Origin of the sequence: Streptomyces sp. NBC_00414, from assembly GCF_036038375.1 — a bacterium.
Taxonomy (GTDB): Bacteria; Actinomycetota; Actinomycetes; order Streptomycetales; family Streptomycetaceae; genus Streptomyces.
Map to the genome: position 1 here is coordinate 9,551,739 of NZ_CP107935.1, position 26,083 is coordinate 9,577,821.

At 70.3% G+C, this 26,083-nt stretch carries 16 protein-coding genes and 2 pseudogenes; 6 read left to right on the forward strand and 12 right to left on the reverse strand.

Annotated elements, in window-relative coordinates:
- Positions 1 to 69: 69 nt before the first annotated feature.
- The 3 genes from OHS59_RS41030 (at position 70) to OHS59_RS41040 (ending at position 2,555) form a co-directional block, all read left to right on the forward strand.
- Entirely contained in the window at positions 70 to 651 is a 582-nt protein-coding gene (locus OHS59_RS41030) for a TetR/AcrR family transcriptional regulator (protein WP_328498414.1), read from the forward strand.
- A 111-nt stretch (positions 652 to 762) separates the two neighbouring features.
- Positions 763 to 2,112, forward strand: a complete 1,350-nt coding sequence (locus tag OHS59_RS41035) for an MFS transporter (RefSeq protein WP_443061583.1) — start codon at positions 763 to 765, stop codon at positions 2,110 to 2,112.
- 80 nt (positions 2,113 to 2,192) lie between these two features.
- Positions 2,193 to 2,555: a DUF4180 domain-containing protein gene (locus OHS59_RS41040; protein ID WP_328498416.1), complete on the forward strand. Its 363-nt coding sequence runs from the start codon at positions 2,193 to 2,195 to the stop codon at positions 2,553 to 2,555.
- Positions 2,556 to 2,647: 92 nt separating this feature from the next.
- Here OHS59_RS41040 and OHS59_RS41045 read toward each other — a convergent pair whose 3' ends face one another.
- From OHS59_RS41045 to OHS59_RS41070, 6 genes and pseudogenes are all read right to left on the reverse strand, one after another.
- Positions 2,648 to 3,550 (reverse strand): Gfo/Idh/MocA family protein, encoded by a 903-nt coding sequence (locus tag OHS59_RS41045; protein WP_328498417.1) that lies wholly within the window; start codon positions 3,548 to 3,550, stop codon positions 2,648 to 2,650.
- Positions 3,551 to 3,781: 231 nt separating this feature from the next.
- Positions 3,782 to 5,944: a 1,4-alpha-glucan branching enzyme gene (gene glgB / locus OHS59_RS41050; protein WP_328499554.1), complete on the reverse strand. Its 2,163-nt coding sequence runs from the start codon at positions 5,942 to 5,944 to the stop codon at positions 3,782 to 3,784.
- A gap of 128 nt (positions 5,945 to 6,072) precedes the next feature.
- Positions 6,073 to 7,491: a maltokinase N-terminal cap-like domain-containing protein gene (locus OHS59_RS41055; RefSeq protein ID WP_328498418.1), complete on the reverse strand. Its 1,419-nt coding sequence runs from the start codon at positions 7,489 to 7,491 to the stop codon at positions 6,073 to 6,075.
- A gap of 14 nt (positions 7,492 to 7,505) precedes the next feature.
- Positions 7,506 to 9,241, reverse strand: a pseudogene (gene treS, locus OHS59_RS41060) (maltose alpha-D-glucosyltransferase).
- On the reverse strand, positions 9,238 to 11,286 hold the full coding sequence (locus OHS59_RS41065; protein WP_443061584.1) for an alpha-1,4-glucan--maltose-1-phosphate maltosyltransferase: 2,049 nt from the start codon (positions 11,284 to 11,286) through the stop codon (positions 9,238 to 9,240). The pseudogene treS and the gene OHS59_RS41065 overlap by 4 nt, the downstream one beginning before the upstream one ends.
- A 77-nt stretch (positions 11,287 to 11,363) precedes the next feature.
- On the reverse strand, positions 11,364 to 11,654 hold the full coding sequence (locus OHS59_RS41070; protein WP_328499556.1) for a DUF5133 domain-containing protein: 291 nt from the start codon (positions 11,652 to 11,654) through the stop codon (positions 11,364 to 11,366).
- A 309-nt stretch (positions 11,655 to 11,963) separates the two neighbouring features.
- On the opposite strand from OHS59_RS41070, the gene OHS59_RS41075 reads away from it, so the two are divergent.
- Positions 11,964 to 12,503: a pep a2 gene (locus tag OHS59_RS41075; RefSeq protein ID WP_328498419.1), complete on the forward strand. Its 540-nt coding sequence runs from the start codon at positions 11,964 to 11,966 to the stop codon at positions 12,501 to 12,503.
- Between the two features lie 138 nt (positions 12,504 to 12,641).
- Here OHS59_RS41075 and OHS59_RS41080 read toward each other — a convergent pair whose 3' ends face one another.
- The 5 genes and pseudogenes from OHS59_RS41080 to OHS59_RS41100 form a co-directional block, all read right to left on the reverse strand.
- Positions 12,642 to 15,653, reverse strand: coding sequence for a glycosyl hydrolase (locus tag OHS59_RS41080; RefSeq protein WP_328498420.1), 3,012 nt, complete (start codon positions 15,651 to 15,653; stop codon positions 12,642 to 12,644).
- Between the two features lie 474 nt (positions 15,654 to 16,127).
- On the reverse strand, positions 16,128 to 16,724 hold the full coding sequence (locus tag OHS59_RS41085) for a hypothetical protein (protein WP_328498421.1): 597 nt from the start codon (positions 16,722 to 16,724) through the stop codon (positions 16,128 to 16,130).
- 148 nt (positions 16,725 to 16,872) lie between these two features.
- On the reverse strand, positions 16,873 to 18,786 hold the full coding sequence (locus OHS59_RS41090) for an AMP-dependent synthetase/ligase (protein WP_328498422.1): 1,914 nt from the start codon (positions 18,784 to 18,786) through the stop codon (positions 16,873 to 16,875).
- Between the two features lie 128 nt (positions 18,787 to 18,914).
- Positions 18,915 to 19,745: pseudogene (locus tag OHS59_RS41095) on the reverse strand (ThuA domain-containing protein); the annotation flags it as partial.
- 44 nt (positions 19,746 to 19,789) lie between these two features.
- Positions 19,790 to 22,012 (reverse strand): RICIN domain-containing protein, encoded by a 2,223-nt coding sequence (locus OHS59_RS41100; protein ID WP_443061585.1) that lies wholly within the window; start codon positions 22,010 to 22,012, stop codon positions 19,790 to 19,792.
- 288 nt (positions 22,013 to 22,300) lie between these two features.
- Here OHS59_RS41100 and OHS59_RS41105 point away from each other — a divergent pair, with 288 nt between their 5' ends.
- Positions 22,301 to 23,206 (forward strand): alpha/beta fold hydrolase, encoded by a 906-nt coding sequence (locus OHS59_RS41105; protein WP_328498423.1) that lies wholly within the window; start codon positions 22,301 to 22,303, stop codon positions 23,204 to 23,206.
- A 73-nt stretch (positions 23,207 to 23,279) separates the two neighbouring features.
- On the opposite strand, the gene OHS59_RS41110 is transcribed toward OHS59_RS41105, so the two are convergent.
- Positions 23,280 to 24,032: an NPP1 family protein gene (locus tag OHS59_RS41110; protein ID WP_443061586.1), complete on the reverse strand. Its 753-nt coding sequence runs from the start codon at positions 24,030 to 24,032 to the stop codon at positions 23,280 to 23,282.
- Positions 24,033 to 24,261: 229 nt separating this feature from the next.
- Here OHS59_RS41110 and OHS59_RS41115 point away from each other — a divergent pair, with 229 nt between their 5' ends.
- The gene (locus OHS59_RS41115) at positions 24,262 to 26,004 is read left to right on the forward strand and encodes a phospholipid carrier-dependent glycosyltransferase (RefSeq protein WP_443061587.1); all 1,743 of its coding nucleotides are present in this window, start codon (positions 24,262 to 24,264) and stop codon (positions 26,002 to 26,004) included.
- The last annotated feature ends 79 nt before the right edge of the window (positions 26,005 to 26,083 follow it).

Consider the following 26,083-nt stretch of genomic DNA (forward strand, 5'->3'; position numbering starts at 1 on the left):
ACGACCGACGGGTATACCGATCTGTATACTCGTCGGGGTCGAGTATACAGATCGGTCTACAATGGGTGGATGAGCACCACGGACGCGCCTCGTCGAGTACCGCTGACCCCCGCCGCCCGCCGCGCCCTGACCGCGGCCGGGCGCCTGTTCTACGAGCGGGGGATCCACGCCGTCGGCGTCGACCTCATCGCCGCCGAGGCCGGCGTCACGAAGAAGACGCTCTACGACCGGTTCGGCTCCAAGGAGCAGATCGTCGTCGAGTACCTCGCCGACCGTGACGAGCGCTGGCGCGCCTGCCTCGCCGCCCGCCTCGACGTCTGCGAGTCGCCGCTGGACAGTGTCCTGACCGTGTTCGACGTGTCGCGCGAGTGGATGGACGCGAACAGCCCCAGGGGCTGCAGCATGGTCATCGCCCATGCGGAGATCGACGACCCGTCCCACCCGGCCTACGGGATCATCACCGGCCAGAAGCAGTGGATGCTCACCCTGTTCACCGACCTCGTACGCCCGCTGGCGCCCGACTCGGCCGACTCGCTGGGCCGCAGCCTGATGCTGCTCCACGAGGGCGCGCTCGTCGCCTTCGGCCTGCGCATCTTCCCCGGGGCGCTGGAGCACGCCCGCGAGCAGGCGGAGGCCCTGCTGACCCGCTGACCGGTCGGCCCGTCCACGGACCGACCCCTCCTCGCGGACATCGCTCCGCATCGGCGATAGTGAACCTCTGATCGAAAGATGTATCTAACAATCAGAGCGAGCAGGACGGGTGTGGACACCAGCAAGGGCAGTGCGGACAACGGCGTGGAGCGGCAGATCGAGGACGCCGGGGCGGTGGAGCAACTACCCACGGCCGACGCGGCCAACGGGCCGCGGAGCGGGTGGCGGCGCTTCGCCATGGACACCCGGCCGCTGCGCCGTCCCGCGTACCGCCGTCTCTGGTCCTCGACCATCGTCACCGCCGTGGGCAGCCAGCTCACCGCCGTCGCCGTGCCCAAGCAGATCTACGACATCACCGGATCCTCGGCCTGGGTCGGCTACGCGAGCTTCGCGGGACTGCTGCCTCTCGTCGTCTTCGCCCTCTGGGGCGGCGCCATCGCGGACAGCGTGGACCGGCGCAAGCTCCTGCTCGTCACCAACACCGGCATCGCCGTCACCTCCCTGCTCTTCTGGATCCAGGCGGTCACCGGACTCGGCTCGGTCGCCGTCCTGATGGTGCTGCTCGCGCTCCAGCAGGCGTTCTTCGGCCTCAACTCCCCGGCCCGCCAGGCCTCCATCGCCCGGCTGGTCCCCAAGGAGGAACTGGCCGCGGCGAACGCGCTCGGCTCCACCGTCATGCAGACCGGCCTGGTCGCAGGACCGCTGCTCGCCGGAGCGCTCATACCCGTCGTGGGACTGGCCGAGCTCTACCTGATCGACGCCGTGGCCCTGTGCGCCACGGTGTGGGCCGTCTACCGGCTGCCCGCGCTGCCGCCCCTGACCGCCACCGCCAAGGCGGCCGGCCGGGCAGGGCTGAGAGGGATCGCGGAGGGCTTCCGCTACATCTCGCTCAACCAGGTGCTGCTGCTGTCCTTCCTCGCCGACATCATCGCGATGGTCTTCGGCATGCCCCGCGCGCTCTTCCCCCAGCTCGCCTCGCAGACGTACGCGCCGTACGGCGAAGGCCTGGCGCTCGGGCTGCTGTTCGCGGCGGTTCCCATCGGCGCGGTCCTCGGCGGACTCATGTCGGGCACCTTCTCGCGGGCACGCCGGCACGGCCTGATGGTCATCGTCGCGGTGATCGCCTGGGGAGTGGCCATCACCGGGTTCGGGCTGAGTGCCAACCTGTGGGTGGCCGTCGCGTTCCTCGCCGCCGCCGGAGTCGCCGACATGGTCTCCATGGTCTTCCGCGGAGCCATCCTGCTCTCCGCCGTCACCGACGAACTCCGGGGCCGCATGCAGGGCGTCTTCACCGTCGTCGTCGCGGGCGGGCCACGTCTGGCCGACGTGCTGCACGGCACGGCGGGGTCGGCGCTGGGAGCCCGTACGGCGGTCGCGGGCGGCGGTCTCCTCGTCGTCCTGTCCATGCTGGTGCTGGCGGCGACGATGCCGGCGCTGCGCCGCTACAGCGCGAGCACCTGAGCCGTCGGGAGCGCCCGCCGAACGGCGGCTCCCGTAATCGATTTCCCCTCCGTCCACGTACGGAACTAGCCTCGCCGTTCATGAACAGCCTGCGGACGATCCATGACGTGCCCGTCTTCCTGTGCGCCGCCGAGGGCGAGCCCATCGGCAGCGAGCGTGACGCACTGGACGTCATCGGCGAGGCCTCCTACCAGGGCGCGCGGTGGGCCGTCGTCCCCGCCGAGCGGCTGGACGAGACGTTCTTCAAGCTGTCCACGCGGGTCGCCGGGGACATCGTGCAGAAGTTCGCGAACTACCGGCTCGGGCTCGTCGTCCTCGGGGACATCTCCCGCCACACGGCCGACAGTTCCGCGCTGCGCGACTTCGTCCGTGAGTGCAACCGCGGGCGGCAGACCTGGTTCCTCGCGGATGCCGAGGAGCTGGAGGAGCGGATGCGGGGCTGACGGCGCGGAGGCGGGGCTGACGGCGCGAGCCCTCGGCTCGGCAGCCTCTCGGCCCGCCTCCCCGAGGTCCCTGGCCCTCAAGGTGTTGGCCCTCAGGCCTGTACGCTCGTCGCGGCCTGCGCGATCAGTTCCTGGAGGTGGAGGCCGCGTCGGGCGTCCAGGTCGCCGGACACCCCCGTGCGTACCGCCGTGGCGAAGGTCCGGCGCAGCACCGGCCAGCACTCGTCGTGGTCGAGGTCCGCGCTGTCGTACACGAGCGGGGGCCGCGGGCCGAAGAGCTCGACCCGCATGACTCCGGGCTCCACCTCGACCGACCCGGACAGCGAGGCCTGACTGACCGCCCCGCTCTCGTGCTCGCAGGTCAACTCGACCCACTTGCGGGGATCCCCTGTGCCGCGGACCCGCACGATGGGGCCCATGGAGGCGTCCAGCAGGTCCAGGATGTGGGGTCCGAGGTCCAGCAGCGCGCCGTGCTCAAGACGCCAGGGAGTCGCGAAGTCGCCGCCGAGGAACGCCCCGCTCAGACCGGCTGACCGGGCGCCCCACACCTCGATCTCCCGCGCCTCGCGCAGGAACTGCTGGGCGACGGGGTGGTAGCGGTTGGTGAGGACGACCTGGGAGACGACCCCGGCCTCGTCGATCGCGTCGACGAGGCCCCGCGCGGACGGCACGTCCAGTCCGATCGGTTTCTCCAGCAGCACTGCCTTGCCCGCCTCGGCCGCACGCCCGGCGAGGTCCGCCTGAATGTCCGGGGGCACCGCGAAGGCCACCGCCTCGCACCGGTCGAGCAGCTCCTCGAAACGCGCCACCGCGACGGCCCCGTACGGCTCGGCGGTCTCCTGCGCGGCCTCGGGGCGCCGCGCCCACACCGCCGCCAGCTCCGTCTCGGGTCCGGCGGCGAGCACGGGCGCGTGCACGCCGCGCGCCCAGGGGCCGGCGCCGACGAGGCCGACCTTGACGGGGGCGTGGGGCCAAGGGGAGACGATGTCGGCCACGGAAGTCCAATCTGCGCTACGGGATCAGTGCCGGGAGCGGCGACCGTGCAACGAACAGCCCGGACGGTACGTGCCCCTCGGGGGCGCTGCCCCCGAACCCCCGGTCCTCAAACGCCGGACGGGCTGAATACGTTTCAGCCCGTCCGGCGTTTGAGGACAACGGGGGCGAGGGGGCGCAGCCCCCATGCAGTGACGGGGAGGGTAGGGGCGGCGGGGGCGAGGGAAAAGGGCTTATGCCGGGCGGAGCCACATCGTGGAGAGGGGTGGCAGGGTCAGCTGGATGCTGGCCGGGCGGCCGTGCCAGGCCAGGTCGTCCGGCTTGACGGCCCCGGCGTTCCCCACGTCACCCCCGCCGTACCGCCCCGCGTCGGTGTTGAGCACCTCGTGCCAGGCGGTGACGTCATCGGGCACCCCGAGCCGGTACTCGTGCCGCACGACGGGCGAGAAGTTGGACACGGCGAGCAGCGGTGAGCCGTCGGCGGCATGCCGCAGGAAGGCGAAGACGTTGTCCTCGGCAGCGCCCCCGGCGACCCACCCGAACCCGTCGGGGTCGGTGTCGAGCTCCCAGAGCGCCGGCACCTGCCGGTACACCGTGTTGAGGTCCCGGACGAGGTCACGCACACCCCGGTGGTCGGCCTCCGCGCCGTACGTCGGGTCGAGGAGCCACCAGTCGGGCCCGTGCGCCTCGGACCACTCGGCGCCCTGGGCGAACTCCTGCCCCATGAAGAGGAGTTGCTTGCCGGGATGGGCCCACATGAAGCCCAGGTAGGCGCGGTGGTTGGCGCGCCGCTGCCACCAGTCACCCGGCATCTTCGACACCAGCGCCTGCTTGCCGTGGACGACCTCGTCGTGGGAGATCGGCAGGACGTAGTTCTCGCTGTACGCGTACACCATCGAGAACGTCATCTCGTCGTGGTGGTACTTGCGGTGCACGGGCTCGTGCTTGATGTACTCCAGCGAGTCGTGCATCCACCCCATGTTCCACTTGAGCCCGAAGCCGAGGCCTCCGTCGGTGGTGGGCCGGGTCACCCCGTCCCAAGCGGTCGACTCCTCCGCGATGGTCACGATCCCCGGTACCCGCCGGTACAGCGTCGCGTTCATCTCCTGGAGGAACGCCATCGCGTCCAGGTCCTCCCGGCCGCCGAAGACGTTCGGCGTCCACTGGCCGGAGTCCCGGGAGTAGTCGAGGTAGAGCATGGAGGCGACGGCGTCGACCCGCAGCCCGTCGATGTGGAACTCCTCGCACCAGTACACGGCGTTGGCGACGAGGAAGTTGCGCACCTCCACCCGCCCGTAGTCGAACTCGTAGGTGCCCCAGTCCGGATGCTCGGCCCGCCGGTCGTCCCCGGGTTCGTAGAGCGGCTCCCCGTCGAAGCGGCCCAGCGCCCAGTCGTCCTTCGGGAAGTGTGCGGGCACCCAGTCCATGATCACGCCGATGCCGGCCCGGTGCAGCGCGTCGACGAGGTACTTGAAGTCGTCGGGGGTGCCGAGGCGGGAGGTGGGCGCGTAGAAGCCGGTGACCTGGTAGCCCCAGGAGCCGCCGAAGGGATGCTCGGCGACCGGCATCAGCTCGACGTGCGTGAAGCCGAGGTCGTTGACGTACGCGGGGAGTTCAGCCGCCAGCTGACGGTACGTCAACCCCGGTCGCCAGGAAGCCAGATGAACCTCGTACACGGAGAACGGCGCCTCGTGCACCGGCGTGTCACCCCGGTGGGCCAGCCACTGCGCGTCGCCCCACTCGTAGTGCGAGGCCGTGACGACGGACGCCGTGTCGGGCGGCACCTCGGCGCGGCGGGCCATCGGGTCCGCCTTGAGGAACCGGCCGCCGTGCCGGGACGTGATCTCGAACTTGTACCGCGCGCCCTCGCCGACACCGGGCAGGAACAGCTCCCACACCCCGGCCGCGCCCAGCGACCGCATCGGGAACTGTGTGCCGTCCCAGAACGTGAAGTCCCCGGCGACCCGCACCCCTTGGGCATTCGGCGCCCACACCGTGAAGCGGGTGCCGGCCACGCCCTGGTGCTCCATCGGCTCGGCCCCCAGCGCCCGCCACAGCTGCTCGTGGCGGCCCTCGCGGACGAGGTGCAGATCCAGCTCGCCGAGCGCGGGCAGGAAGCGGTACGGATCATCCACCTCCAGCTCGACACCGCCCGCGTACCTGACCAGCAACGTGTACTCGGGAACCGCGTCGAGCGGCAGCACCCCCGAGAAGAGACCGTCGCCCTCGCTGTCCAGCAGCATCCGCAGCCCGTCCGGCAGCGACACCGCCACGGACTCGGCGAAGGGCCGCAGCGCACGGACGATGACACCGTCCGGCACCGGGTGCGCCCCGAGCAGCGCGTGCGGATCGTGATGGGCTCCCGCCAGCAGCCGCTCCCGCTCCGTCACCTCCATGGAGGACACCGGCGGTCGACCGCCAGGTCTCCCCGGCCCCGGCTCGGACGGACCGGCCTCGACGGGTCGGGCGTCCTCGGACGGCGGCGGGGTGGGGGGTACGGAGATATCGCGGGCTGCCACGGTTTTCAGCCTCCTTGAGCGTTGTGGAAAGAGTGGAAGGACGGGACCGGCGTGTGCGGACCGCCGGACGGTGCGGGGCTGTGCTCGGCCAGACGGGCGATCGCCGCCATCGGTACGGGCAGCCAGTCGGGCCTGTGCCGTGCCTCGTACAGGGCCTCGTACACGGCCCGGTCCGTCTCGTGGGCCCGCAGCAACTCGGGTTCTCCGCGCGGATCCCACCTCGCCTGCGCGGCGTAACCCGCGCAGTAGGCGTCCCGGCAGTGCCGCGCCCACTCCGGACGCCACGGGTGACGGCTGCGGGCGGCGTAGTCGAAGGAGCGCAGCATGCCCGCGACATCGCGTACGGGAGACTGCGGCCGGCGCCGTTCGTCGATGGGGCGGGCCGGTTCGCCCTCGAAGTCGATGACGAACCACCGCTCCCCGGCGCGCAGCACCTGACCGAGGTGCAGGTCGCCGTGGATCCGCTGCACCGGACGGCCCGTGTCGAGGACGGCGAGCGCGTCGAAGGCGTCCCGCAACCCGTCCACGTACGGCAGCAGTTCAGGTACCGAGCGGCTCGTGGTGTCGAGGCGTTCGATCATCGCGGCCGCGAGTCGCCTGCTCCCCTGCCCGGTCGGCGAGCCGAGGGCGAAGGCGGCGGCGAGCGCGAGATGCACCTCGGCGGTCGCACGCCCCAGTTCGTACGCCTCGTCGCGGAAGTCCCGCCCCGCGGTGAGCGATTCGAGTGCCAGGGTCCACCCGTCGACGGCGTCCGGCAGGAACGGCTGAAGCACCCCGAGCGTCGCCGGCTGCGGATCCGAGGTCCGGAACCATGCCACGGGAGCCGGTACTCGGGTGCACCCCTGGCGGGCCAGGGCCCAGGGCACCTCCAGGTCCGGATTGATGCCGGGCATGACACGCCGGAAGATCTTGAGAATGTACGAATCGCCGTACACCAGGCTCGTGTTGGACTGCTCGGCATCGAGAAGACGCGGTGTCAGACCGGCCGGGACGGTCACCTTCACGTCCCGCTCGAACCGCAGGGGGCCCGCCGTCCCCGGAGTGCGCAGCCGCTCCAGGAGCAGGTCCGCCGACCGCGGTTCCTGCAGTGCGTCGTACACGGTCAGGCCGGCCAGCGGCCCTTCGCTCGCCCGCCCGATGCGGGCGTGCGCCAGCCGTGGCGGCAGGACCTCGCCGACACCGAGGAGGAGCTGGTAGCAGTCACCGGGCCGGGACGGGGTGGCGCCGTCCCCGGTGCTGACCAGCAGGTGCAGGCATGCCGGGTGCAGCTCGGTCACCGAGAGCAGGGACAGCTCCGTGACCCGTCGGCCCTTGCCCGCGAACCAGCGCTGTTCGGGCAGCCACGCCTGAAGCATCTCGGCGAGCGACGTCAGCAGATGAGCCGGAGTGTGGCTGCTGGGGCGGGGTGAGATGACCTTGCGCATGTCGACCCGTCCTTTCAGGAGCACACCGTCAATCGGCGTTTGGTGGTGGGCGGTGCGGTGTCCTTGCGGAGGCGGAACCAGTAGAAGCCGTGGCCGGCGAGGGTGAGGAGGTAGGGGAGTTCGCCGATGGCGGGGAAGCGGACGCCGCCGATGAGTTCGACGGGGTGGCGTCCGTTGAAGGTCTGGAGGTCGAGTTCGGTGGGCTGGGCGAAGCGGGAGAAGTTGTGGACGCACAGGACGAGGTCGTCTTTGTATTCGCGGAGGAAGGCGATGACGGCGGGGTTGGAGGAGGGGAGTTCGGTGTAGGTGCCGAGGCCGAAGGCGGGGTTCTGTTTGCGGATCTCGATCATGCGGCGGGTCCAGTGCAGCAGCGATGAGGGGCTGCTCATGGAGGCTTCGACGTTGGTGACCTGGTAGCCGTGGACGGGGTCCATGATGGTGGGGAGGTAGAGGCGGCCGGGGTCGCAGGAGGAGAAGCCGGCGTTGCGGTCGGGGGTCCATTGCATGGGGGTGCGGACCGCGTCGCGGTCGCCGAGCCAGATGTTGTCGCCCATGCCGATCTCGTCGCCGTAGTAGAGGATCGGGCTGCCGGGGAGGGACAGGAGGAGGGCGGTGAAGAGTTCGATCTGGTTGCGGTCGTTGTCGAGGAGGGTGGCGAGGCGGCGGCGGATGCCGATGTTGGCGCGCATGCGGGGGTCTTTGGCGTATTCCGCGTACATGTAGTCGCGTTCTTCGTCGGTGACCATTTCGAGGGTGAGCTCGTCGTGGTTGCGCAGGAAGATGCCCCATTGGCAGCCGGAGGGGATGGCGGGGGTTTTCGCGAGGATTTCGGAGACGGGGTAGCGGGATTCGCGGCGGACGGCCATGAAGATGCGGGGCATGACGGGGAAGTGGAAGGCCATGTGGCATTCGTCGCCGCCGGCGGTGTAGTCGCCGAAGTAGTCGACGACGTCTTCGGGCCATTGGTTGGCTTCGGCGAGCAGGACGGTGTCGGGGTAGTGGGCGTCGATCTCGGCGCGGACCTGTTTGAGGACCTGGTGGGTGGCGGGGAGGTTTTCGCAGTCGGTGCCCTCTTCGGCGAAGAGGTAGGGGACGGCGTCGAGGCGGAAGCCGTCGATGCCCAGGTCGAGCCAGAAGCGCAGGGCGGAGATGATTTCTTCGACGACGGCGGGGTTTTCGAAGTTGAGGTCGGGCTGGTGGGAGAAGAAGCGGTGGAAGTAGTACTGCTTGCGGACGGGGTCGAAGGTCCAGTTGGAGGCTTCGGTGTCGACGAAGATGATGCGGGCGTCGGGGTACTGGCGGTCGTCGTCGGCCCACATGTAGTAGTCGCCGTAGGGGCCGGTGGGGTCGTTGCGGGAGGCCTGGAACCAGGGGTGCTGGTCGCTGGTGTGGTTCATGACGAAGTCGATGATGACGCGCATGCCGCGGTGGTGGGCGGCGTCGACGAATTCGACGAAGTCGGCGAGGTCGCCGAATTCGGGCAGGACGGCGGTGTAGTCGGAGACGTCGTAGCCGCCGTCGCGCAGGGGGGACTGGAAGAAGGGGGCAGCCACAGGCAGTCGACGCCGAGCCATTGGAGGTAGTCGAGTTTGGCGGTGAGGCCTTTGAGGTCGCCGATGCCGTCGCCGTTGCTGTCCTGGAAGGAGCGGACGAGGACTTCGTAGAAGACGGCGCGTTTGAACCATTCGGGGTCCCGGTCCTTGGCGGGGGTGTCCTCGAAGGTGTCCGGGACGGGTTCGTTGACGATCATGTGGGTGACCCTCCGGTGGGCGGTGAGGACGGTCGCAGGACGGTCAGGACGTGCGCGGGCCGGTGTCCCGGCGTCAGGCGTACGTAGTTGGCCCTGCCCCAGTGGTAGGTCTCGCCGGTCAGCTCGTCGCGGACCGGCACCGACGCGTGCTCGTCGAGGCCGAGTCGTGGCATGTCCAACGAGACCGTGGCTTCCTGGGTGTGGTGGGGGTCGAGGTTCACGACCACCAGAACCGTGTCCGTGCCGTCGCGCTTGCTGTACGCGATCACGGCGTCGTTGTCGGCTTGGTGGAAGTGGATGTTCCTGAGCCGGCGCAGTGCGGGGTGCTCCCGCCGGATTCTGTTCAGCGAACCGATGAGCGGCGCGATGGACGTTCCCGCGCGCTCGGCCGATTCCCAGTCCCGTGGCCGCAGCTGGTATTTCTCCGAGTCGAGATAGTCCTCGGTACCGGCTCTCGCCACGGTGTTCTCGCACAGTTCGTAACCCGCGTACATTCCCCAGCTCGGGGAGAGCGTCGCCGCCAGTACGGCCCGGATCTCGAAAGCGGGCCGGCCGCCGTGCTGAAGGAACTCGGAAAGGATGTCGGGGGTGTTGACGAAGAAGTTCGGCCGCATGTGGGCGGCCGTTTCGCCGGAGAGTTCGGTGAGGTATTCGGTCAGTTCCTGCTTGGTGTTGCGCCAGGTGAAGTACGTGTACGACTGCTGGAAACCGATCGCGCCGAGCGTGTGCATCATCGCCGGGCGGGTGAACGCCTCGGCCAGGAAGATCACGTCCGGGTCGGTGCGGTTGATGTCCGCGATCACCCGCTCCCAGAAGACGACCGGTTTCGTGTGGGGATTGTCGACGCGGAAGATCCGTACGCCATGGCTCATCCAGAACCGCAGAATGCCGAGGGTTTCCTCGACCAGGCCCGGCATGTCCTCGTCGAAGGCGATCGGATAGATGTCCTGGTACTTCTTCGGCGGGTTCTCCGCGTACGCGATCGTGCCGTCCGCCCTGTGCTGGAACCATTCCGGGTGTTTCTCCACCCAGGGGTGGTCGGGTGAGCACTGGAGGGCGAAGTCGAGCGCGATCTCCAGGTCCAGTTCCGTGGCCCGGCGGACGAATTCGTCGAAGTCGTCGATCGTTCCGAGGTCGGGATGGACGGCGTCGTGCCCGCCCTCGGGTGAGCCGATCGCCCACGGCACCCCTACATCCTCGCGATTCGCCGAGAGGTTGTTGTTGGGGCCCTTGCGGAAGGTCGTGCCGATGGGGTGGACCGGTGGCAGGTACACCACGTCGAAGCCCATGTCGGCGATGGCGGGCAGCCGCCGGGCCGCGGTCCGGAAGGTGCCGCTGACCGGTGGTTTGCCGGGCTCGACCACCGCGCCCTCCGAGCGCGGGAAGAACTCGTACCAGGAGCCGAACAACGCCCGCTCCCGTTCCACCAACAGGGGGAGGGCGGCCGACCGGGAGATCCGTTCGCGCAGGGGATGCCCGGCGAACGCCGTGTCCACGTCGGGGGTGAGGGCGGCGGCGAGACGGGCGGCCGGCGGCCGGGAATCGTCGCGCAGGGCGTCCGCGGCGGTCAGCACCGCGGCTCGCCCCGCGTCGGCCGGTACTGCGGAGGCGGCCCGCTCGTACAGTTCGGCGCCCTCCTCCAGGACCAGCCCCACGTCGATGCCGGCCGGGATCTTTATGCGGGCCGACCGGCGCCAGGCGGACACGGGGTCCGACCACGCCTCCACCCGGTAGGTCCACTCGCCCACCGCCGTGGGCGTGACCTCGGCGCCCCAGCGGTCCGTGCCGGGGGCCAGTTCCCGCATGGGAGTCCACGGGCCGGTGCGCCCGCCGGGGTCGCTCAGCACGACGTTCGCGGCGACCACGTCATGGCCCTCGCCGAACAGTGTGGCGGTGACCTGGAAGGTCTCACCCACCACCGCCTTCGCCGGGCGGTTGCCGCGGTCGACGGCCGGCCGGACATCGACGACGGGGACTCGGCCGATCGGAACGACGGACATGCGGCCGACAGGGGGGACGCGGTCGCCTGCCGTGTTCTCGATCATGCAATTCATCTCCGTCGTCGATGTAGTCGTGCTGGGCCTGACCCCGTGGTCGCCCAGGGGGTCAGGAGGTTTCTTTCCTAGGTCGCGGGGCTCGCCGCGAGTTTCTCGGGATGCCCCGGAAGGGCACCCATCGGTGTACCGCCGTTGGCTCGTACGCGGCGCCGGGCCGAACCCGCCGCCAGATAGCGCTCGGCGGCGTGCACGGCCTCGCGTGCGCAGCGCTTGCCCATGAGGACGCAGAGCGTGTAGCCCGTGTCCTCGAAGTTGCCTCGCGCGCCATGGTCGGCGGGGGCCGCGAGCATCATGCGTTCCCAGGCCCGGTAGAGCTCCAGAAGCCTGGCGACCTCGTCTTTGGCAGGCAGCAGCATCTCACTGGTCACCTTCCACTCCCTCGGATGCGCACGGCTCGCCCGGATGTGCGTGATGACCGTGCACGCAGAGATATCGACCGACTACGACGGCCGACACCTTCACTCATGGTGCACGCGCGGACACCCAACGTCCTGTTGTCGCTTCAACGACATTGGGTCGTCCCCCGGGTTGCACGAATGGAGTACCGCTCGCACTCTGGTAATGACTCAGAAGCAATCACTGCTCACGCTCTGTACTCAGAGCTCGGCCCCCCGGGGCGCGGAGGAGCGAGAGCTTCGCCGGTTGCCGGTGAGGAGCCAACGACGATGAAGACCGTAGTGCCCTGCTACTACCACCTCGACGTGGAAGTCAGTCCGGAGCGGGTCGATCAGGTCAGGCGCATTCTGGCCGCCCATCTCCGGTACTGGAATCTGGAGAACCTCGTCGAGCCCGTCTGCCACTGCGCGGAGATGCTGCTGCGGACGATCGACGCGCACGCGACGGACAAGAACACCACCCTTGAGATGTGGTGGAACGGCCAGCACCTCATCACCGCGATCGCGGACATCGACGGGAAGTCCCACCCGGAATCCGCGACGCGGGGCTGGCTGGCGCACGTCGCCGCGCTGAGCGACGGCTGGGGGTGCTGTGCCACGGGCGGTGGCGGACGGATCGTCTGGTTCTCCCGCCGGGTCCGTGCCATGGAGCGGGCCCCGCTGGTTCCGTCCGCGCCCGCGCCCAGCCTGCGGGAATCCCGGCGCACGCCCCGCGAGTTGCCCGTACCGGCGATGGCGGGACCGGCCCCCGGGGAGCCCGCCGCGGATACGGCAGCCGAGGAGCCCCTTGTGGGTGCGGCGGCCGACTAGCGACGACCGGCCGGCCCGCGGACGCGAAGGCGATCGCGGGCCGGCCGAACGCTGTACACGACTCGGCCGGCCGACGCCGCACCTGGCGTCGGCCGGCCGCGGACCGGGATCAGGCCGTCCGGTCCTCGCCGTATCGGATCAGCCGATCCGGGCCTCCCCGTAGGGGACCAGCCGGACCGGCCCCAGCAGCCCGTACGCCGCACGGGTCAGGCCGCCGTACACGGCGGGGTCGCTGATCCGCAGCCGGTTGGCGAGCGGGGTGGCCACCTCGACGTCGATGACGTTCGCACCGCGTCCGAGCAGGTCGCCCAGGTCCACCACCGGACGGATCTGGTCGACCGGGTCGAGCCGGTGACCGTTGACGGTGACCCGGCAGGTGTCGGTGACAGAGCCCAGCTCCAGACGGGCGCCGTGCCCGCCGGTCCAGGCGCGGCCGAGGGTGACGGTGGTGCGGTAGCGGCCGATGCCCGACACGTCGGCGAGCTCGGGAATCTGTGACCAGGGCACCAGCGCGTCGAGCGTCAACTCGTGCTCGACGACGGTGGTTTTGGTGGCCGAGGCACCCGGCCGCCAGTCCTGGACACGCAGACTCCACGAGGTCAGTTCCATCGGCTCGGGGACGTCCTTGAGCGTGGCGCTGACGGCGCGTCCCTTGGAGAGCGCGGTCCGGTACGTGCCCGAGGCCGTGGCCCGGACGGTGAGACCGGCGTCCGTGAAGCGGACCTCCTCGGCCTCACTGTCGACGGCGTACGGGCGGGAGCCGTTGCGGTCACCGAAGAGCCCCGGCCTGCCGATGGCCACTATGAGGGTCTCGGCGGGCTGCAGGGTGACCCGCACGGTGACCGAGTCGCCGTCCTCGGTGTAGCGGGCGACGCGCTCGGCCTTCCCGGTCCACGGGTCCAGCAGGTACGGCACGCCCTTGGCCGTGGTGCGGTGGAGGGTGACCTCGTGGTCGACGGCGGCGACCGGCGGCTTGACCGTCTCGGCGTGCTTGCCGTTGCAGAGGTAGTAGTAGTCGACGCCGTCGGCCACCCGGTGGGCGTTGAGGAGGGTCGAGGCACTCGCGTACGTGACGTCGGGCCGCACTCCGAGGGCGGTGAGCGCGTCACCGACCAGGGTCTTGTCGGTGACCTTGCGGACCAGCGGCTGAGCCAGCAACTCCTTCACCACGGACAGCAGTTCGTCGCTCTCGCCGCGGTCCGGGACGCCGGGCGGCACCACCGTGTCCCAGGCGCCGAGCAGGACGATCGGCAGTCCGGCGCGGGTGAACCGCAGCAGGGCGCGCGCGTCCCGCAGGGCGAGCGTCACCGTGGACCCGTAGAAGAAGTCGCCCTCGACGAACAGGGCCTTGTAGGCGGGGCCTTCGGGTGCGAGCCGGCCCTTGCGTACGACGGCGGAGGGCAGGTCGAGGAGCGGGCCGCTGAGGAACTGGTGGCTCCAGCCGAGCGTGATGCCCGTGGCGGTGAACCAGGACGCGCCGATGCCGGTCGCCGTGTAGCCGGTCTGCCGGAACACCGCCACGTCCGCCTTGGCCTTGCCGGTCTGCAGCACCTGGTGGACCCGGCCGAGATAGCCGGAGACGTCCGCGACGTGCTTCCAGGTGGGATGCCGGGGACCCCAGGACTCGCCGTAGCCGGCCACACCCTTGTACGGGGTGAAGGCCGCGTAGCCCGGCCAGTTGACGCCGGGGAACTCGGCGTAGGAGAAGCCGTGGATCACGGTCTGGTTGACCCCGGCGGCGTAGGCGCCGCCCATGGTGCGCAGGAACTTCTGCCACGTGGTGCTGTACGCGCCGCCCGCGTAGGCGCCGGCCTCGCACGAGAGCACCGTGTTCCCGGCCATGTCACGGCCGCCGGCCAGGCACCTGTAGTCGTCGAGGTTCTTGAAGCCCAGGGACTCGCCCTCGGGGATGTCGAGGATCGCGGCCGAGGCGATGGCGTCGGTCTGCAACCCGTAGGGCTGGGACCGCAGTTGGAGGCCGAGCGAGTGGGCCCAGGTGCGCAGCGCCGTGACGTGGTGCTTGTTGAAGAGGGTGGAGACCGTCTCCCAGAAGTCGTGGCGGATCTGGCGGGTGACGGCCGCCTCGAAGGCGTACACCTGGTTGCTGTTGTCGAGGACCAGGGCGGGCAGCAGCGGCAGCAGGGAGCGTCCGGTGTGCTCGCGGAACGCGTCGGGCAGGCCCGGCGTCCACTGGAGCCCGTCGGTCTCCAGCTCGATGGAGTCCTCGAAGAGCGCCCCGCCGGACACCTTCAGCAGGCGTCGGACGGACTTCGTGAGGATGTGCTTCTCCCAGAAGTCGGTCACCGCGCGGGTGCCGGCCGCGCTGAAGTGGTCGACGACGTAGGCGGGCGGGTCGGTGTGCGGTCCGGCCTCCGGGGTCTGGCCGGAGCCGCGCACCCAGTACGCGATCACGACCCAGGTGCCGTCGTCCGGCGCGGTCCAGTCGAGGGCGCCGGCGGCGACGGTGGAGGTGAGGTCGCGGACCGAGTCCAGGTCGAGGCCGGTCTCCTTGCGGGTGGAGTTCGCGGTGTTCACCCGGGCCGCCTGCACCAGGAGCAGCTGCTGCTCGGTGACGCCGGACGCAGCCTCGTGGACGGGCTGCGGGACGGGGCCGGAGAACGTGGCGCCGGGGGCCACGGTGGCCGCTCCGTGCGCGAGTTCCTTGACGGCGGCGTCGCTGTCGGGGGTGATGCCGGGTACGGCGGCGGGCCAGCTGGGGCCGACGGTGAGGTCCACGGTGAGACCGCGTCGCGCGGCCTGGCTCAGTGCGGCCTCGACTCCCGTGACCCAGGCGGCGGTTCCCCAGCCGTGCCGGGCCGTGTCCAGCGCCGAGGTGTCGGTGACGCTGTGGTGGACGGCGGCTATCTCGGCGCCGCCGAAGCCCGCGTCGGCGATCTGGTCGATCTCCCGTCTGATCTCGTCGGGCTGGACCAGGCCGTCCGGCCACCACCAGCGGAACTTCGGGCGCACCGCGCGGCCCGGCTCGGCGAAACGCGGGGACGAGGAGCCGGTGGCACCGGCGGTGGCCGCCGAGGCACTGCCGGGCGCCGCCCAGCCGAGGGCGCCGGCGGTGGCCGCCGTGGCCGCCGCCGCGGCGAGGACGGTACGGCGTGGGAGCCCCGTCCGGTGAACTGCGGTGAGGTCGTTCATGGTTCCAGTCCGCTCTTGGAGGGCAGCACGAAGAAGACCCCTGAGGGGTCCAGGGAATTGAATCGTTTTAATCGCTGCGACGCTGTGAAAGTAAGTCGCTCGATCAAGAGGCGTCAAGAAGCGTGCACGACACAAATTTCCGCGGGCGGCCTCGGTCGGCAGCCTGTGGACGGGCCGCCGGTGTGTGGCCGGGTCTGTTGTGGCCGATGCCGTGAGCGGGCCTGTTCGGGTGTGCGGCGGGCGTCAGGCCGGGCCGCACGCTCGCGGGAGTCACCCACCACTTCGCAGAGGTCGACGGAACCCGGCTGCGCTACGCGGCGGCGGGGACCGGCCGATCGCCGGTCCTGCCGGTCCACGGGTCTGGACGCAGTGGGGCACTATGCCGCGATGGAGGCCCCGAGCAGTTGGCGAAGGCCGTTCTCGAATTCATCGGGAACGTCGACGCGTCGGCGCACCCATGAGGCCTGACACGACCTAACGGCGGATGTCCTCCACCTCGCCGAAACCGTCCGTCGGGCTCCAGCGCAGTCGTGTGAGCCACTCGGTGGACGAGTTCGTGAACAGCAGGTCCTCGGTGCCGGGCACGGTCGCGGCCTTCTCCCAGCCGTCGAAGTCCTTGGTGACCTTCGTGTCCCACGTCGACAGGTTCCGGGTGCCCACCGCGGCGAGCGACTCCGTCGGCGGTTCGCCGTCCGCGCAGTACACACCCCAGTTCGCGATGGCCGTGACCGTACCGCGGAAGGCCTTGAGCGTGATGCTCTGGCACGCGTCGCCCTCGGTCGCGTACACGAGGCGGGGCTTGCTCCACGGTCCGCCCGCGGTCTTCCGGTGCTGCTCCATGAGTCCGCGCCCGGCGGCGTAGTACATGCCCACGCGGCCGCCGTCGGCCCATGCGATGTCCTCGACGAAGCGGGCGTGCGACGCGGACGGCGAAGGGCGCGAGGAGGCGGCGGGGGAGTCACCGCCCGGATCCCCGGTGCCCGCTGCCGTGCTCCCGCACGCGGCGGTGGCCGTCAGCAGTGCGGCCGTCGCGGCCCGTCCCGGCAAGCGGGCACCGTGTACTCGTCGCATGCGTGTCTCCCAGCCCTCGGCTCGACCGCGTCGGCCTGTGCCCGCGCGGCGCTGTGCGTGCACGCCGTCGTGCGCGCACGGTCCATGGGATCACGACCCGCGGACCGGACCGCCCGAACGCGGACGCCACCCGCGCACCGGTGGCCGCTCACCCGAAGACGTTGTCCGACTCGTCCCAGCCGTAGGGGTCGGCGGCGGGGGCGGGCGCGATGCTCCGGGGCGTGCGCGACGACGACTGGTACATCGCCTCGATCTCGGCGGCGTACCGGTCCGCGATGGCGTCCCTGCGCAGCTTCATCGACGGGGTGAGCAGCCCGTTGGCCAGGTCGAACGCCTCCGGCAGCACCCGGTACACGCGAATGGACTCCGAGCGCGACACGGTGGAGTTGGCCGCGCCGACAGCGCGGTTGATCTCCTCCCGCAGGGCGTGCTCCTCGCGCCTCTCGCGGTCGTGGACGTCGCCCGGGACGGCGTGGACCGAGCGCCAGTGGGCGAGGTACTCGGGATCGAGGGTGATCAGGGCTCCCACACAGGGCCGGTTGTCACCCACGACGACCGCCTGGTGGACGAGCGGATGGACCCGCAGTCGTTCCTCCAGAGCCGCGGGGGCGACGCTCTTGCCGCCGCTCGTGATGACGATGTCCTTCTTGCGGCCCGTGATGCTCAGATAGCCCTCGTCGTCGAGCCTGCCGATGTCACCGGTGGCCAGCCAGCCGTTGTGCAGCGCGGCCCGGTTGCCCTCATCGTCGTTGACGTACCCCTGGAAGACCGAGGGCCCCCGGACGAGGATCTCCCCGTCGTCGGCCACATGGATCTCCGTGTCGGGCAGCGGCTGTCCCACGGTGCCGAACTTCTCCCGGCCGACGGGCTGGGCCGTGATGCCGCCGCTCGTCTCCGTGAGCCCGTACCCGTCGTGGACGAAGATTCCGATCCCCGAGTAGAAGAGGGCGAGTTCACGGTTCAGGGGAGAGCCGCCCGACACGGCGCCGCACACCCTTCCGCCCAGGGCCGCGCGGAGCTTGCGGTACACCGTCTTGTCGTAGACGGCGTGCTGCAGCCGCAGATCGAGGCCCGGGCCGGGGCCGGCTCCCAGCCGGTGCCGCTCGGCGGCCGCGGCGAAGTCCTGCGCGGTACGGACGGCACGCTCGAACAGTGCGCCCTTGCCCGCCTCCTCGGCCTTGCGGAGGAAGTTCTTGTACAGCTTCTCGAAGACGTACGGGACGGCGTAGAGATAGGTGGGCCGGAAGGACAGCAGGGCCTCGGCCAGTGTCTCCGCGCGCAGGTCGGGTTCGTGGCCCATGAGGATCCCGCCGCGCATGCACAGCCCTTGGATCATGAGGCCGTAGACGTGGGAGAAGGGCAGGAAGGCCAGGACGGCCGGCTGCTGCCCGGGAGGCGCGGCGGTGTGCCCCCATCCGGCCAGCAGGGTGTCGCAGGGGCTGGCCAGGCTGCTGTGGCTCAGCGCGCAGCCCTTGGGGTGTCCCGTCGTGCCCGAGGTGTAGGCGATGACGGCCGTCGAGTCCGGCAGCACGATCCGGCGCATGGACTCGACGGTGGTGACCGGTACCGACAGGCCCGCCTCGGCCAGGTCCGCCAGGGCCCCGGCGTCGAGCTGCCAGACGTGCCGCAGGGCCGGGAGCGTGGCGCACACCGAGCCGACCGTCATGATGCCCTGCTCGTCCTCCACCACCACGGCCACGCAGCTCGCGTCCTGGAGGATCCACGCGACCTGCTCGTGCGAGGAGGTCGGATAGATCGGGACGATCTCGGCGCCCACCGTCCACAGCGCGTAGCTGAGCACGGTCCACTCGTAGCGCGTACGTGCCATGACGGCCACGCGGTGGCCCGGGAAGATCCCGGCCGCGATGAAGCCCCTGGCCACGTCCACCACTTCGTCCCGCAGCTCGATCGCGGTGACCTGCGACCAGGCTGCGGGAGAGGTGTCGGAGCGGCGTGCCAGTTGCGGCAGGAAAGGATCGCGTTCAGCTGTCTCGAAGAGACTGTCGGCGAGCCCTCCCTGCATCAGGGGCGAGGCCTGTCTGGATACTTCCAAGGGGTGCATGTGCCGCTCCAGAATCGCTCAGAGCGCCCCTCCGATGGAGTCCGGAATCGAGGGCGTTCGAAATCTAGCCCACGACAGCGGGAGTTGGGTCACGAACGGACGATCGGCCTGACCTGATTCGGTTGCTGAGCGCCACCGAGCCACTTCAGCCCGTCGAGCAGAAAGCGGTTCTGGGAGGCACTGGCGAAGGTGGACGACAGCGGGGTGTTCGACGCGTAGTCCATCGCGTTGTGACCGACGTTCGCGTAGAGCATCCGGTACTTCGTGTTGCTCCACAGAACCGGGTAGTAACCGCTGTACCAGGTCTGGTTCGGATCAGTGCCCACCGGGAAGCTGCCGGGATCGATGGAAGCCAGGATCTTGATGTCCGGATTGCGCCGGAGGTCGTTCGACCAGCTGTACCACTCGTTGACCGACGACGCGAAGGTGGCGGGCAGGTTCCTGGTGGAGGCGTGGGTGCGGTCCTCCACCCGCAGAGTGGCCGACGTCGGCCCCCAGGTGTTCGACTTGAAATTGCCGCTGCCGAGGAACTGCTGGTGGTACCACGGCCATTGCTGCGCCTCGGTGGTGAAGGCGGAGACGTGGAAGCCCAGCCATCCGCCGCCCCCGCGCATGTACCGCTCGAAGCCGGACCGCTGGGCGGCGCTCTGCGGCAGGTCGTCGAGGAAGAGGACGACCTGGTACGCGTCCACGCCTCCGTTGGACAGCAGGTTCCAGTTGGTGCTCGGGGTGTAGGTGAAACCGTTCTCGGCGGCGCGGGCGGGGAACCACTGGTTGGCCTCGCGGACGAAACTGATGTGCGCGGCGTCCCACGTACCGCTGTAGAGGGCCAGCACCTTGAACGGTGCCGCCTTCGGGGCCGCGTGCGCGGGCGGCGCCGCCAGTCCCAGCAGGGTCGCCAGCAGCACGAGCACCTGCAGGGCGATGCGTACCGGCCCGGACGTTCTGATCCCGTTCATGGTGTGCCCCTTCCTGTACGTCGACTCGCTGTACGTGCGCGCCGTCACGGGTGGCTGACGAGGTTGGCGACGTTGGTCGCGGAGTTGGACGGGCCGCCGCGGTCGTTGACCACATGGCGGATCGTGCCGGTGCCGCCGAGCGAGACCGTCACCATGCTGCGGAAGCGCACGTTCGCCGAGTTGGGCGCCTCGATGGCGTGTTCCGCGGTGACGGCCGGGTTCACGTTGAAGTAGCAGTAGCTGCCGAAGCCGTACACCTGGTGGCTGGTCACGGAGTTCGCGACCTTGTAGGCGGCGTAGCCCTGCGTGGAACCGTTCATCCAGGCCGCCTGGTTGGGCGGGTCGTAGGGCATCTCGTTCTGGTAGAAGTACGTGCGCCCGCCGTTGCCGTTCCAGATGGTCTGGTGCTTCTGGTAGTGCTCGACGAACAGGCCGTACATGGTGACGTCGTCGCCGTTGACCACGAGCCCGGTGTCCGCGGTGTTGGTGTTCCAGCCGACGCCGTTGCCGTGGTCGGCGCGCCAGATCCACAGGTGGTCGCCGATGACGTCGTCGCTGTTGACGGTGAGGCTGGTGGTGGCCTTGCCGACGGCCGCGCCGCCGATCCGGAAGAACACGTCGTGCAGGGAGCTGGGGTTGCCGCCGTGGTCGGCGGAGGAGCCGCTCGGGCCCATCTCCAGGAGCTGCGCCGAGTTGGTGGTCCCGGCGTCGAAGAGGATCCCGGCGAGCTTGATGCCGTCCACGTCGGCGACCGTCATGGCCGTGACGCCGTTGTCCGGGATGAGGGTCGCCAGGCCGAGGCCGAGCACGACGGTGTCGGGCCGGGTCACCTTCAGGGTCTGGTTCAGGTGGTAGACACCCGGGGTGACCAGCAGGTTCTTGCCCTGCGCGAGAGCGTCGTTCATCTGTGCCGCCGTCGCGCCGGGCTTGACGACGAAGAAGTCCGACAGGGGCAGCGAGCTGCCCGCCGGTGTGCCGGCCGCCCAGGTGGTGCCGCGCGAGTCGGTGCGCACGGCGGGGACGAACACCTTGTACGCGCCGGCCGCATCGACGTACAGGAAGGGCTTCTCACGCGAGACGGGTGTCCGGTCGACCGTCGTGTACGGGGGACTGGGGAAGGTGTTCGCGGGGGCGTTCTGCGCGCCGACGAAGACCATGTTCCAGTTCGAGCCCGTCCAGCTCGACCACTCGGTGTTCCGCGACAGCCACTGCTGCTGCGAGCCCGACCTGACCTGTCCGTCGATCTTCGTGTCGGCCATGAAGCCGCCGCTGGACCAGCCGCCGTCGTCGAGCTGGAGGTTGCCGCGCAGATGCATCCGGCGGTACGGGGCGGCCTGGGAGACGGCCCAGCGGTCGGTGCCGGAGGTCGGTGTCACGGACAGGTTCTCCGCCGAACGCCAGAAGTTCTGCGTGGCGTTGCCCTGGAACCAGTCGGCCTCGGCGTGCACCGCGCCGCGGATGTTGACGTCGTCGGGGGAGAGGCCGAGACCCGCGACCTGGGTGTAGAAGCCGACGTTGGCGTTCGCGTCGTAGGTGCCCGGCTTGAAGAGGAAGGCCTTGCGGGCGGTGCCGAACTGGTTGGTCTCCTGCTGGGAGAAGGCCGCGTCGAGGCTGTTCTGGATGGTGGCGGCCGGGGTGGACGGGTCGAACACGGTCACGTTCGGGCCCAGGTCCGGGGTGCCGGGCGGCTGTTGGGCGTCCACGGGGGCGACGCGGAAGGACTGGGCCGCGGAGCCGTTGCAGGTCCACTGCTGGAGCTGGACGCCGTCGGCGGTCGACGCGCTCGGCACGTCCAGGCACTTGCCGCTGTTCCGGTTCACGAAGTGATAGGTCGTCCCGCCCGCGTCCGCGACGGGCTGCCACTGCTGGTTCGTCCCGCCGCCGTACGTCCACAGCTGCACGGGCGCGCCGTCCGCGACCGAGACGTCGGCGACGTCCCAGGACTTGGTGGCGTCGGCGCGGTTGTCGACCCGCACCCGCCCGTCGCTGGTGTCGCGCAGCTCCCACTGCTGGGCCTGGCTGCTGTTGCACGCGTACTGCTGGACCGCGGTGCCGTCGGCCGTTCCGGCGGCCCGGGCGTCGACACACTTGCCGCTGCCCGCGTTGACCACGGTGGTCCAGCCGGTGGGGAGGGCGGCGGCCGACTCGGCCCGTGCGGGTGGGGCGGCCACCACGGCGCTAGCCGCCGACGCCACCAGGACGAGGGCGGAGAGCAGCGTGGGTGTCCGGCGGCCAGGTGATCTGGTCGGTCCGCTCGATCTGAACACGGATTCTCCTGTGCGTGGGGGGTGGGGGGGGTGAGAAGACGTTGTTCATAGACATGAACAACGGGCGCATTCGTGGAATCTCGGCGATCGGTGAACCTAAAGGTCTGAACCAAGCTCGTCAAGATGTGAAGCAAAGACGGCCGACATTCGCCCGGAGCACGCAAGGACTTGAAGGCGGCACGGTCTCCGGAGGGGCGGTCCGCGGTATCCGTCATTACGATGAAGGAGATCGTCGCGCCGCCCGACGGCCCGCGTGCGAGGGGGCCGACCGACGTCAGGAGGGCCGCCGTGAGCACGATCGCGGTGAAGGCCGCCCAGCTGCGGAGCGGGCTCGTCCTCCCGTACGCGGAGGCGGGGTATCCGGACGGCGTCCCCGTCCTCTTCGTGCACGGCCTCGCGGACTCCTGGTGGGCGTTCGAGCCGCTGCTCAGGCAACTCCCCGCCGCGCTGCACGGCTACGCCCCCACCCAGCGCGGCCACGGCGACGCCGAACGGCCCCCGGCGGGCTACGGCCCGCAGGATTTCGCCGGTGACCTCGTGGAGTTCCTCGACGCCGTGGGCATCCACCGCGCGGTCCTGGTCGGTGCGTCGAGCGGTGGTGTGGCCGCGCGGCTGGTCGCGGGCAGTCATCCCGACCGGGTGGCGGGTCTCGTCCTGGCGGGCGTCCCGGCCACCCTCGCCGACAAGCCGGGCGCGAAGGCCCTGGCGGAGAAGGTCGAGGCTCTCGTCGACCCCGTGCCGCGCGCCTTCGTCGACGAGATGCTCGCCGGCCTCACGGCCCGTCCGCCGGGGCGCGGACTTCTGGCGACGATCGCCGAGGAGAACCTGAAAGTGCCCGCACGGGTGTGGCGGGAGACTTTGCGCGGTCTGCTGGAGACGGATCTCGCGGCCACGCTGAGAGGAATCGTCGTTCCCGCACTCGTGCTCTGGGGCGACGCCGACGGTGTCCTGCCGCGCTCCGACCAGCAGCAGATCCTCGACACGCTCTTCGACGCGAGGCTCGTCGTGTACGAGGGCGCCGGTCACGCCCTGTACTGGGAGGAGCCCGAACGGCTCGTCCAGGACGTCGCGGCCTTCGCCGCCAAGGTCCTGCCCGACCGTCCGGACCCTCCCGACCGTTCCGGGGGTGGCGACGCCCCGGGCAGGGCCGGGACGCCACCGCCCCCGGGAGGCCGGGCGGAAGGGCGGAAGTGACGCGCGATCAGGCGTCGGTCATGCGTCGATCGGACGCTGATCAGGTGGTGGCCAGGCGTTGATCAGGTGCTGATCAGGCGTTGGGGTCGAACGCGATCCCCGACGGCTTCGCCGACGACAGGTGCGAGTTGAACGTGCTGTCCTTGATGCCGAGCGTCGCACTTCCGAAGTTGTACGAGGTCAGCGTGGAGCGCAGCCCGGCGGGATACCCGTTCCAGCCGACCAGCGGGGGTCGCTGCCAGGTCCCCTTGTGGTTCTCCGGCGGCTCGTCGCCCGCGGTCGCGGCGCGGAAGCAGTGCGTGCTGATCCCGTCCTTGTGATAGACGACCTTGGCGTGCGTACCGTCCCAGCGGATCGCCGAACGGTTGTGGACCGTGAACGAGCCGTGGTTGGACGTCGAGACGTACTGGGCCTCGTTGTTCTGCACCCAGACCACGACGTGCTCCCAGTCGTGCCGGTGGCCGCCGAGCCCGCTGCCGGCCAGGGCCTGGTCCTTCTCGAAGTAGGAGCCGTAGACGATCGCGCACCAGCCGTTGTTGCACTTGGAGCGCGAGTAGGTGTTGACGCTGTCCAGGTCGGACGCGTCATGGCACTGGCCGTTCACGGCGCCGCTCGGGTTGAGCCCGCCGTTGACGGTCCCGTCGGGGCCGATGGCCGCCGTGGCGTAGCAGCCGTCCGTGTCGTAGTCGTACGCGGGCTGGAACGTCGAGTCCAGCGCCTCCGCGTTGGCGGGCAGCGCGGGGGGCGGCGCCGCCAGGGCGGTGGCCGGGAAAACAAGGACCAGAGCCGCGGCGCCCGCCAGGACGCCGAGCGACTTCCGGCCCAAGCGCCGGGATCCGAAATGCTTCGAAACCGGTCTGCCGTTCACAAGCGTCCTCCTCATCGGCCCTGTGCAGGCCAACACCCTTTGTGACATGTGCAGTTCAGAGTCGCGGATTTTCACTCGCGTGCCAAGAGGTCGCAGAAGTCACAACGGTTACGGAGCGCCCAACACTTGTAGCTCAACCGGTCCAAGAACGTCACGGACGAGAGAGGTTGATGGGAAGGTGTGCCGCATGAGCGCCCCGCACATCGCCCGGCCGGCGGGTGACGAGCACACCGCCCCCCGTCCACCCGAACCGACAGCCGCGGGCGAACGGCCGGGCCGTACAGGCGGGTTGCGGTGGTGTGTCGGGCTCGCACGGCACCGGCGGTGGCTGTACGCGCTGGCCGTCGTCGCGCTCCTCGCCGAGATGGCGGTGGCGATGGTCACCACCGCCGTCGAACAGACCCCCACCATCGACGAGCCCGTGTACGTGGCCACGGCCGAGGTCTACCTCAAGGAACGCAGCTTCCGTTACAACCCCGAACACCCGCCCCTGGGAAAGCTGATCATCGCGTCCGGCCTGGTGTTCACCGACGCGCGGCACGACCCCGACTTCGTCGGAAGCCAGACGGCGCTCGGACGGCACGTCCTGTACGAGACGGGCAACGACCCGGGCCGTCTGATGCTGTACGCACGCCTCCCGGTGATCGTCCTCACGCTGCTGTTCGGCCTGGTCGTCCTGGCGTTCGCCCGCGACCTCGCTGGACCGGCCGGCGGCCTCCTGGCCCTGGCCCTGTACGCGTTCTCCCCGGACGTCATCGCGAACGGCTCGCTGGCCACGCTCGACGTGCCCGCCGCCGGATTCCTGCTCACCACCGGCTGGCTCCTGTGGCGGGCGCGGCGGCGGCCGTACCTCTGCCTCCCGCTCGCGGGCGTGGCCCTGGGCGCGGCGGCGGCCACCAAGATGAGCGTGCTGCCGGTGGTTCCGGTGCTGATGCTGCCGGCCGTCCTGTCGTTCTGGCACGCCCGACGGACCCCGGGAGCCGACGCCCGCGCCCGGCTCAGGCTCCTCGCGTACGGGGCGGCGGCCGCCGTCGGCATGGCACTGGTCGCGGTCGCCGTCGTCTGGGCCACCTATCTCGTCGTCGACCCGCGGCTGCGCTGGGCGACGCCCGAGAACGTGCCGGACATCCGCGGGATGCGCGGCCGTGTCGCGGCCTGGCTGCCGTTCCCCGAGGCCTACCGGGACGGCATGCGCATCCAGTTCGGCTTCGAGTACGACGTCTGGGAGGGCTTCCTGTTCGGGCGGCTCTACGAGGGCTCGCTCTGGTACTACCTGCCTGCCGCGCTCCTGGTGAAGACCCCGCTCGGCATGCTCGCACTGTGGACCGCGGGCGCCGTCGCGATCCTGGCCGTACGCCGGCTGCGCCCCGCCGCGCCGTACGTGCTCGTCCCCGCCGCCGTACTCCTGGCCGTCTCGATGAACGGCGCCCGGGATCTCGGTGTGCGGTACGCCGTGTTCATGCCGATGTTCCTGGCGGTCGCCGCCGCCGGAGCGACGCTCTTCCGGCACCGCGCGGCCCACTGGGTGACGGTGGCGCTGGTCTGCTTCGTGGCGGTCAGCTCGCTGCGCGCCTACCCGTACTACCTGCCGTACTCCAACGAGGCGTTCGGCGGACCGTCGAAGACCCATCTGCGGCTGCACGACTCGAACGTCGACTGGGGCCAGGACCTGGGCCGCCTGGCGGACCACCTAGACCGGCACCATCACGGCGAGCGGGTCTGGCTCGTCTACAAGGGCGCGGGCGTGCCCTCCTACTACGGCATCGACGCGTCCGACCCGCTCAAGGCCCCCCTCGGCGAGGTGCACGGGCTGCTGGTCGTGTCCGACTCCGCGGCGGCGAAGGCCGACGGACGCCTGGCCGCACTGCTCGACACCAGTACGCCGGTCGACGAGGTCGGCCACTCGATCACGGTGTACCGGCGCCGCTGACGCGCACCGCCACGGGAGAAGAGCTCTGTCACATCCGGCACTTGGGCCCGACTGGTTCGGCCCGTCCGGCGGTATCGTC

Bases quoted from the DNA above. Each gene is read 5' to 3' on its own strand.
- OHS59_RS41030 (WP_328498414.1), top strand. From the start codon at position 70: ATGAGCACCACGGACGCGCCTCGTCGAGTACCGCTGACCCCCGCCGCC.
- OHS59_RS41040 (WP_328498416.1), top strand. From the start codon at position 2,193: ATGAACAGCCTGCGGACGATCCATGACGTGCCCGTCTTCCTGTGCGCC.
- glgB (WP_328499554.1), bottom strand. From the start codon at position 5,944: ATGGAGGTGACGGAGCGGGAGCGGCTGCTGGCGGGAGCCCATCACGAT.
- OHS59_RS41055 (WP_328498418.1), bottom strand. From the start codon at position 7,491: ATGCGCAAGGTCATCTCACCCCGCCCCAGCAGCCACACTCCGGCTCAT.
- OHS59_RS41065 (WP_443061584.1), bottom strand. From the start codon at position 11,286: ATGATCGAGAACACGGCAGGCGACCGCGTCCCCCCTGTCGGCCGCATG.
- OHS59_RS41070 (WP_328499556.1), bottom strand. From the start codon at position 11,654: ATGCTGCTGCCTGCCAAAGACGAGGTCGCCAGGCTTCTGGAGCTCTAC.
- OHS59_RS41075 (WP_328498419.1), top strand. From the start codon at position 11,964: ATGAAGACCGTAGTGCCCTGCTACTACCACCTCGACGTGGAAGTCAGT.
- OHS59_RS41080 (WP_328498420.1), bottom strand. From the start codon at position 15,653: ATGAACGACCTCACCGCAGTTCACCGGACGGGGCTCCCACGCCGTACC.
- OHS59_RS41085 (WP_328498421.1), bottom strand. From the start codon at position 16,724: ATGCGACGAGTACACGGTGCCCGCTTGCCGGGACGGGCCGCGACGGCC.
- OHS59_RS41090 (WP_328498422.1), bottom strand. From the start codon at position 18,786: ATGCACCCCTTGGAAGTATCCAGACAGGCCTCGCCCCTGATGCAGGGA.
- OHS59_RS41115 (WP_443061587.1), top strand. From the start codon at position 24,262: ATGAGCGCCCCGCACATCGCCCGGCCGGCGGGTGACGAGCACACCGCC.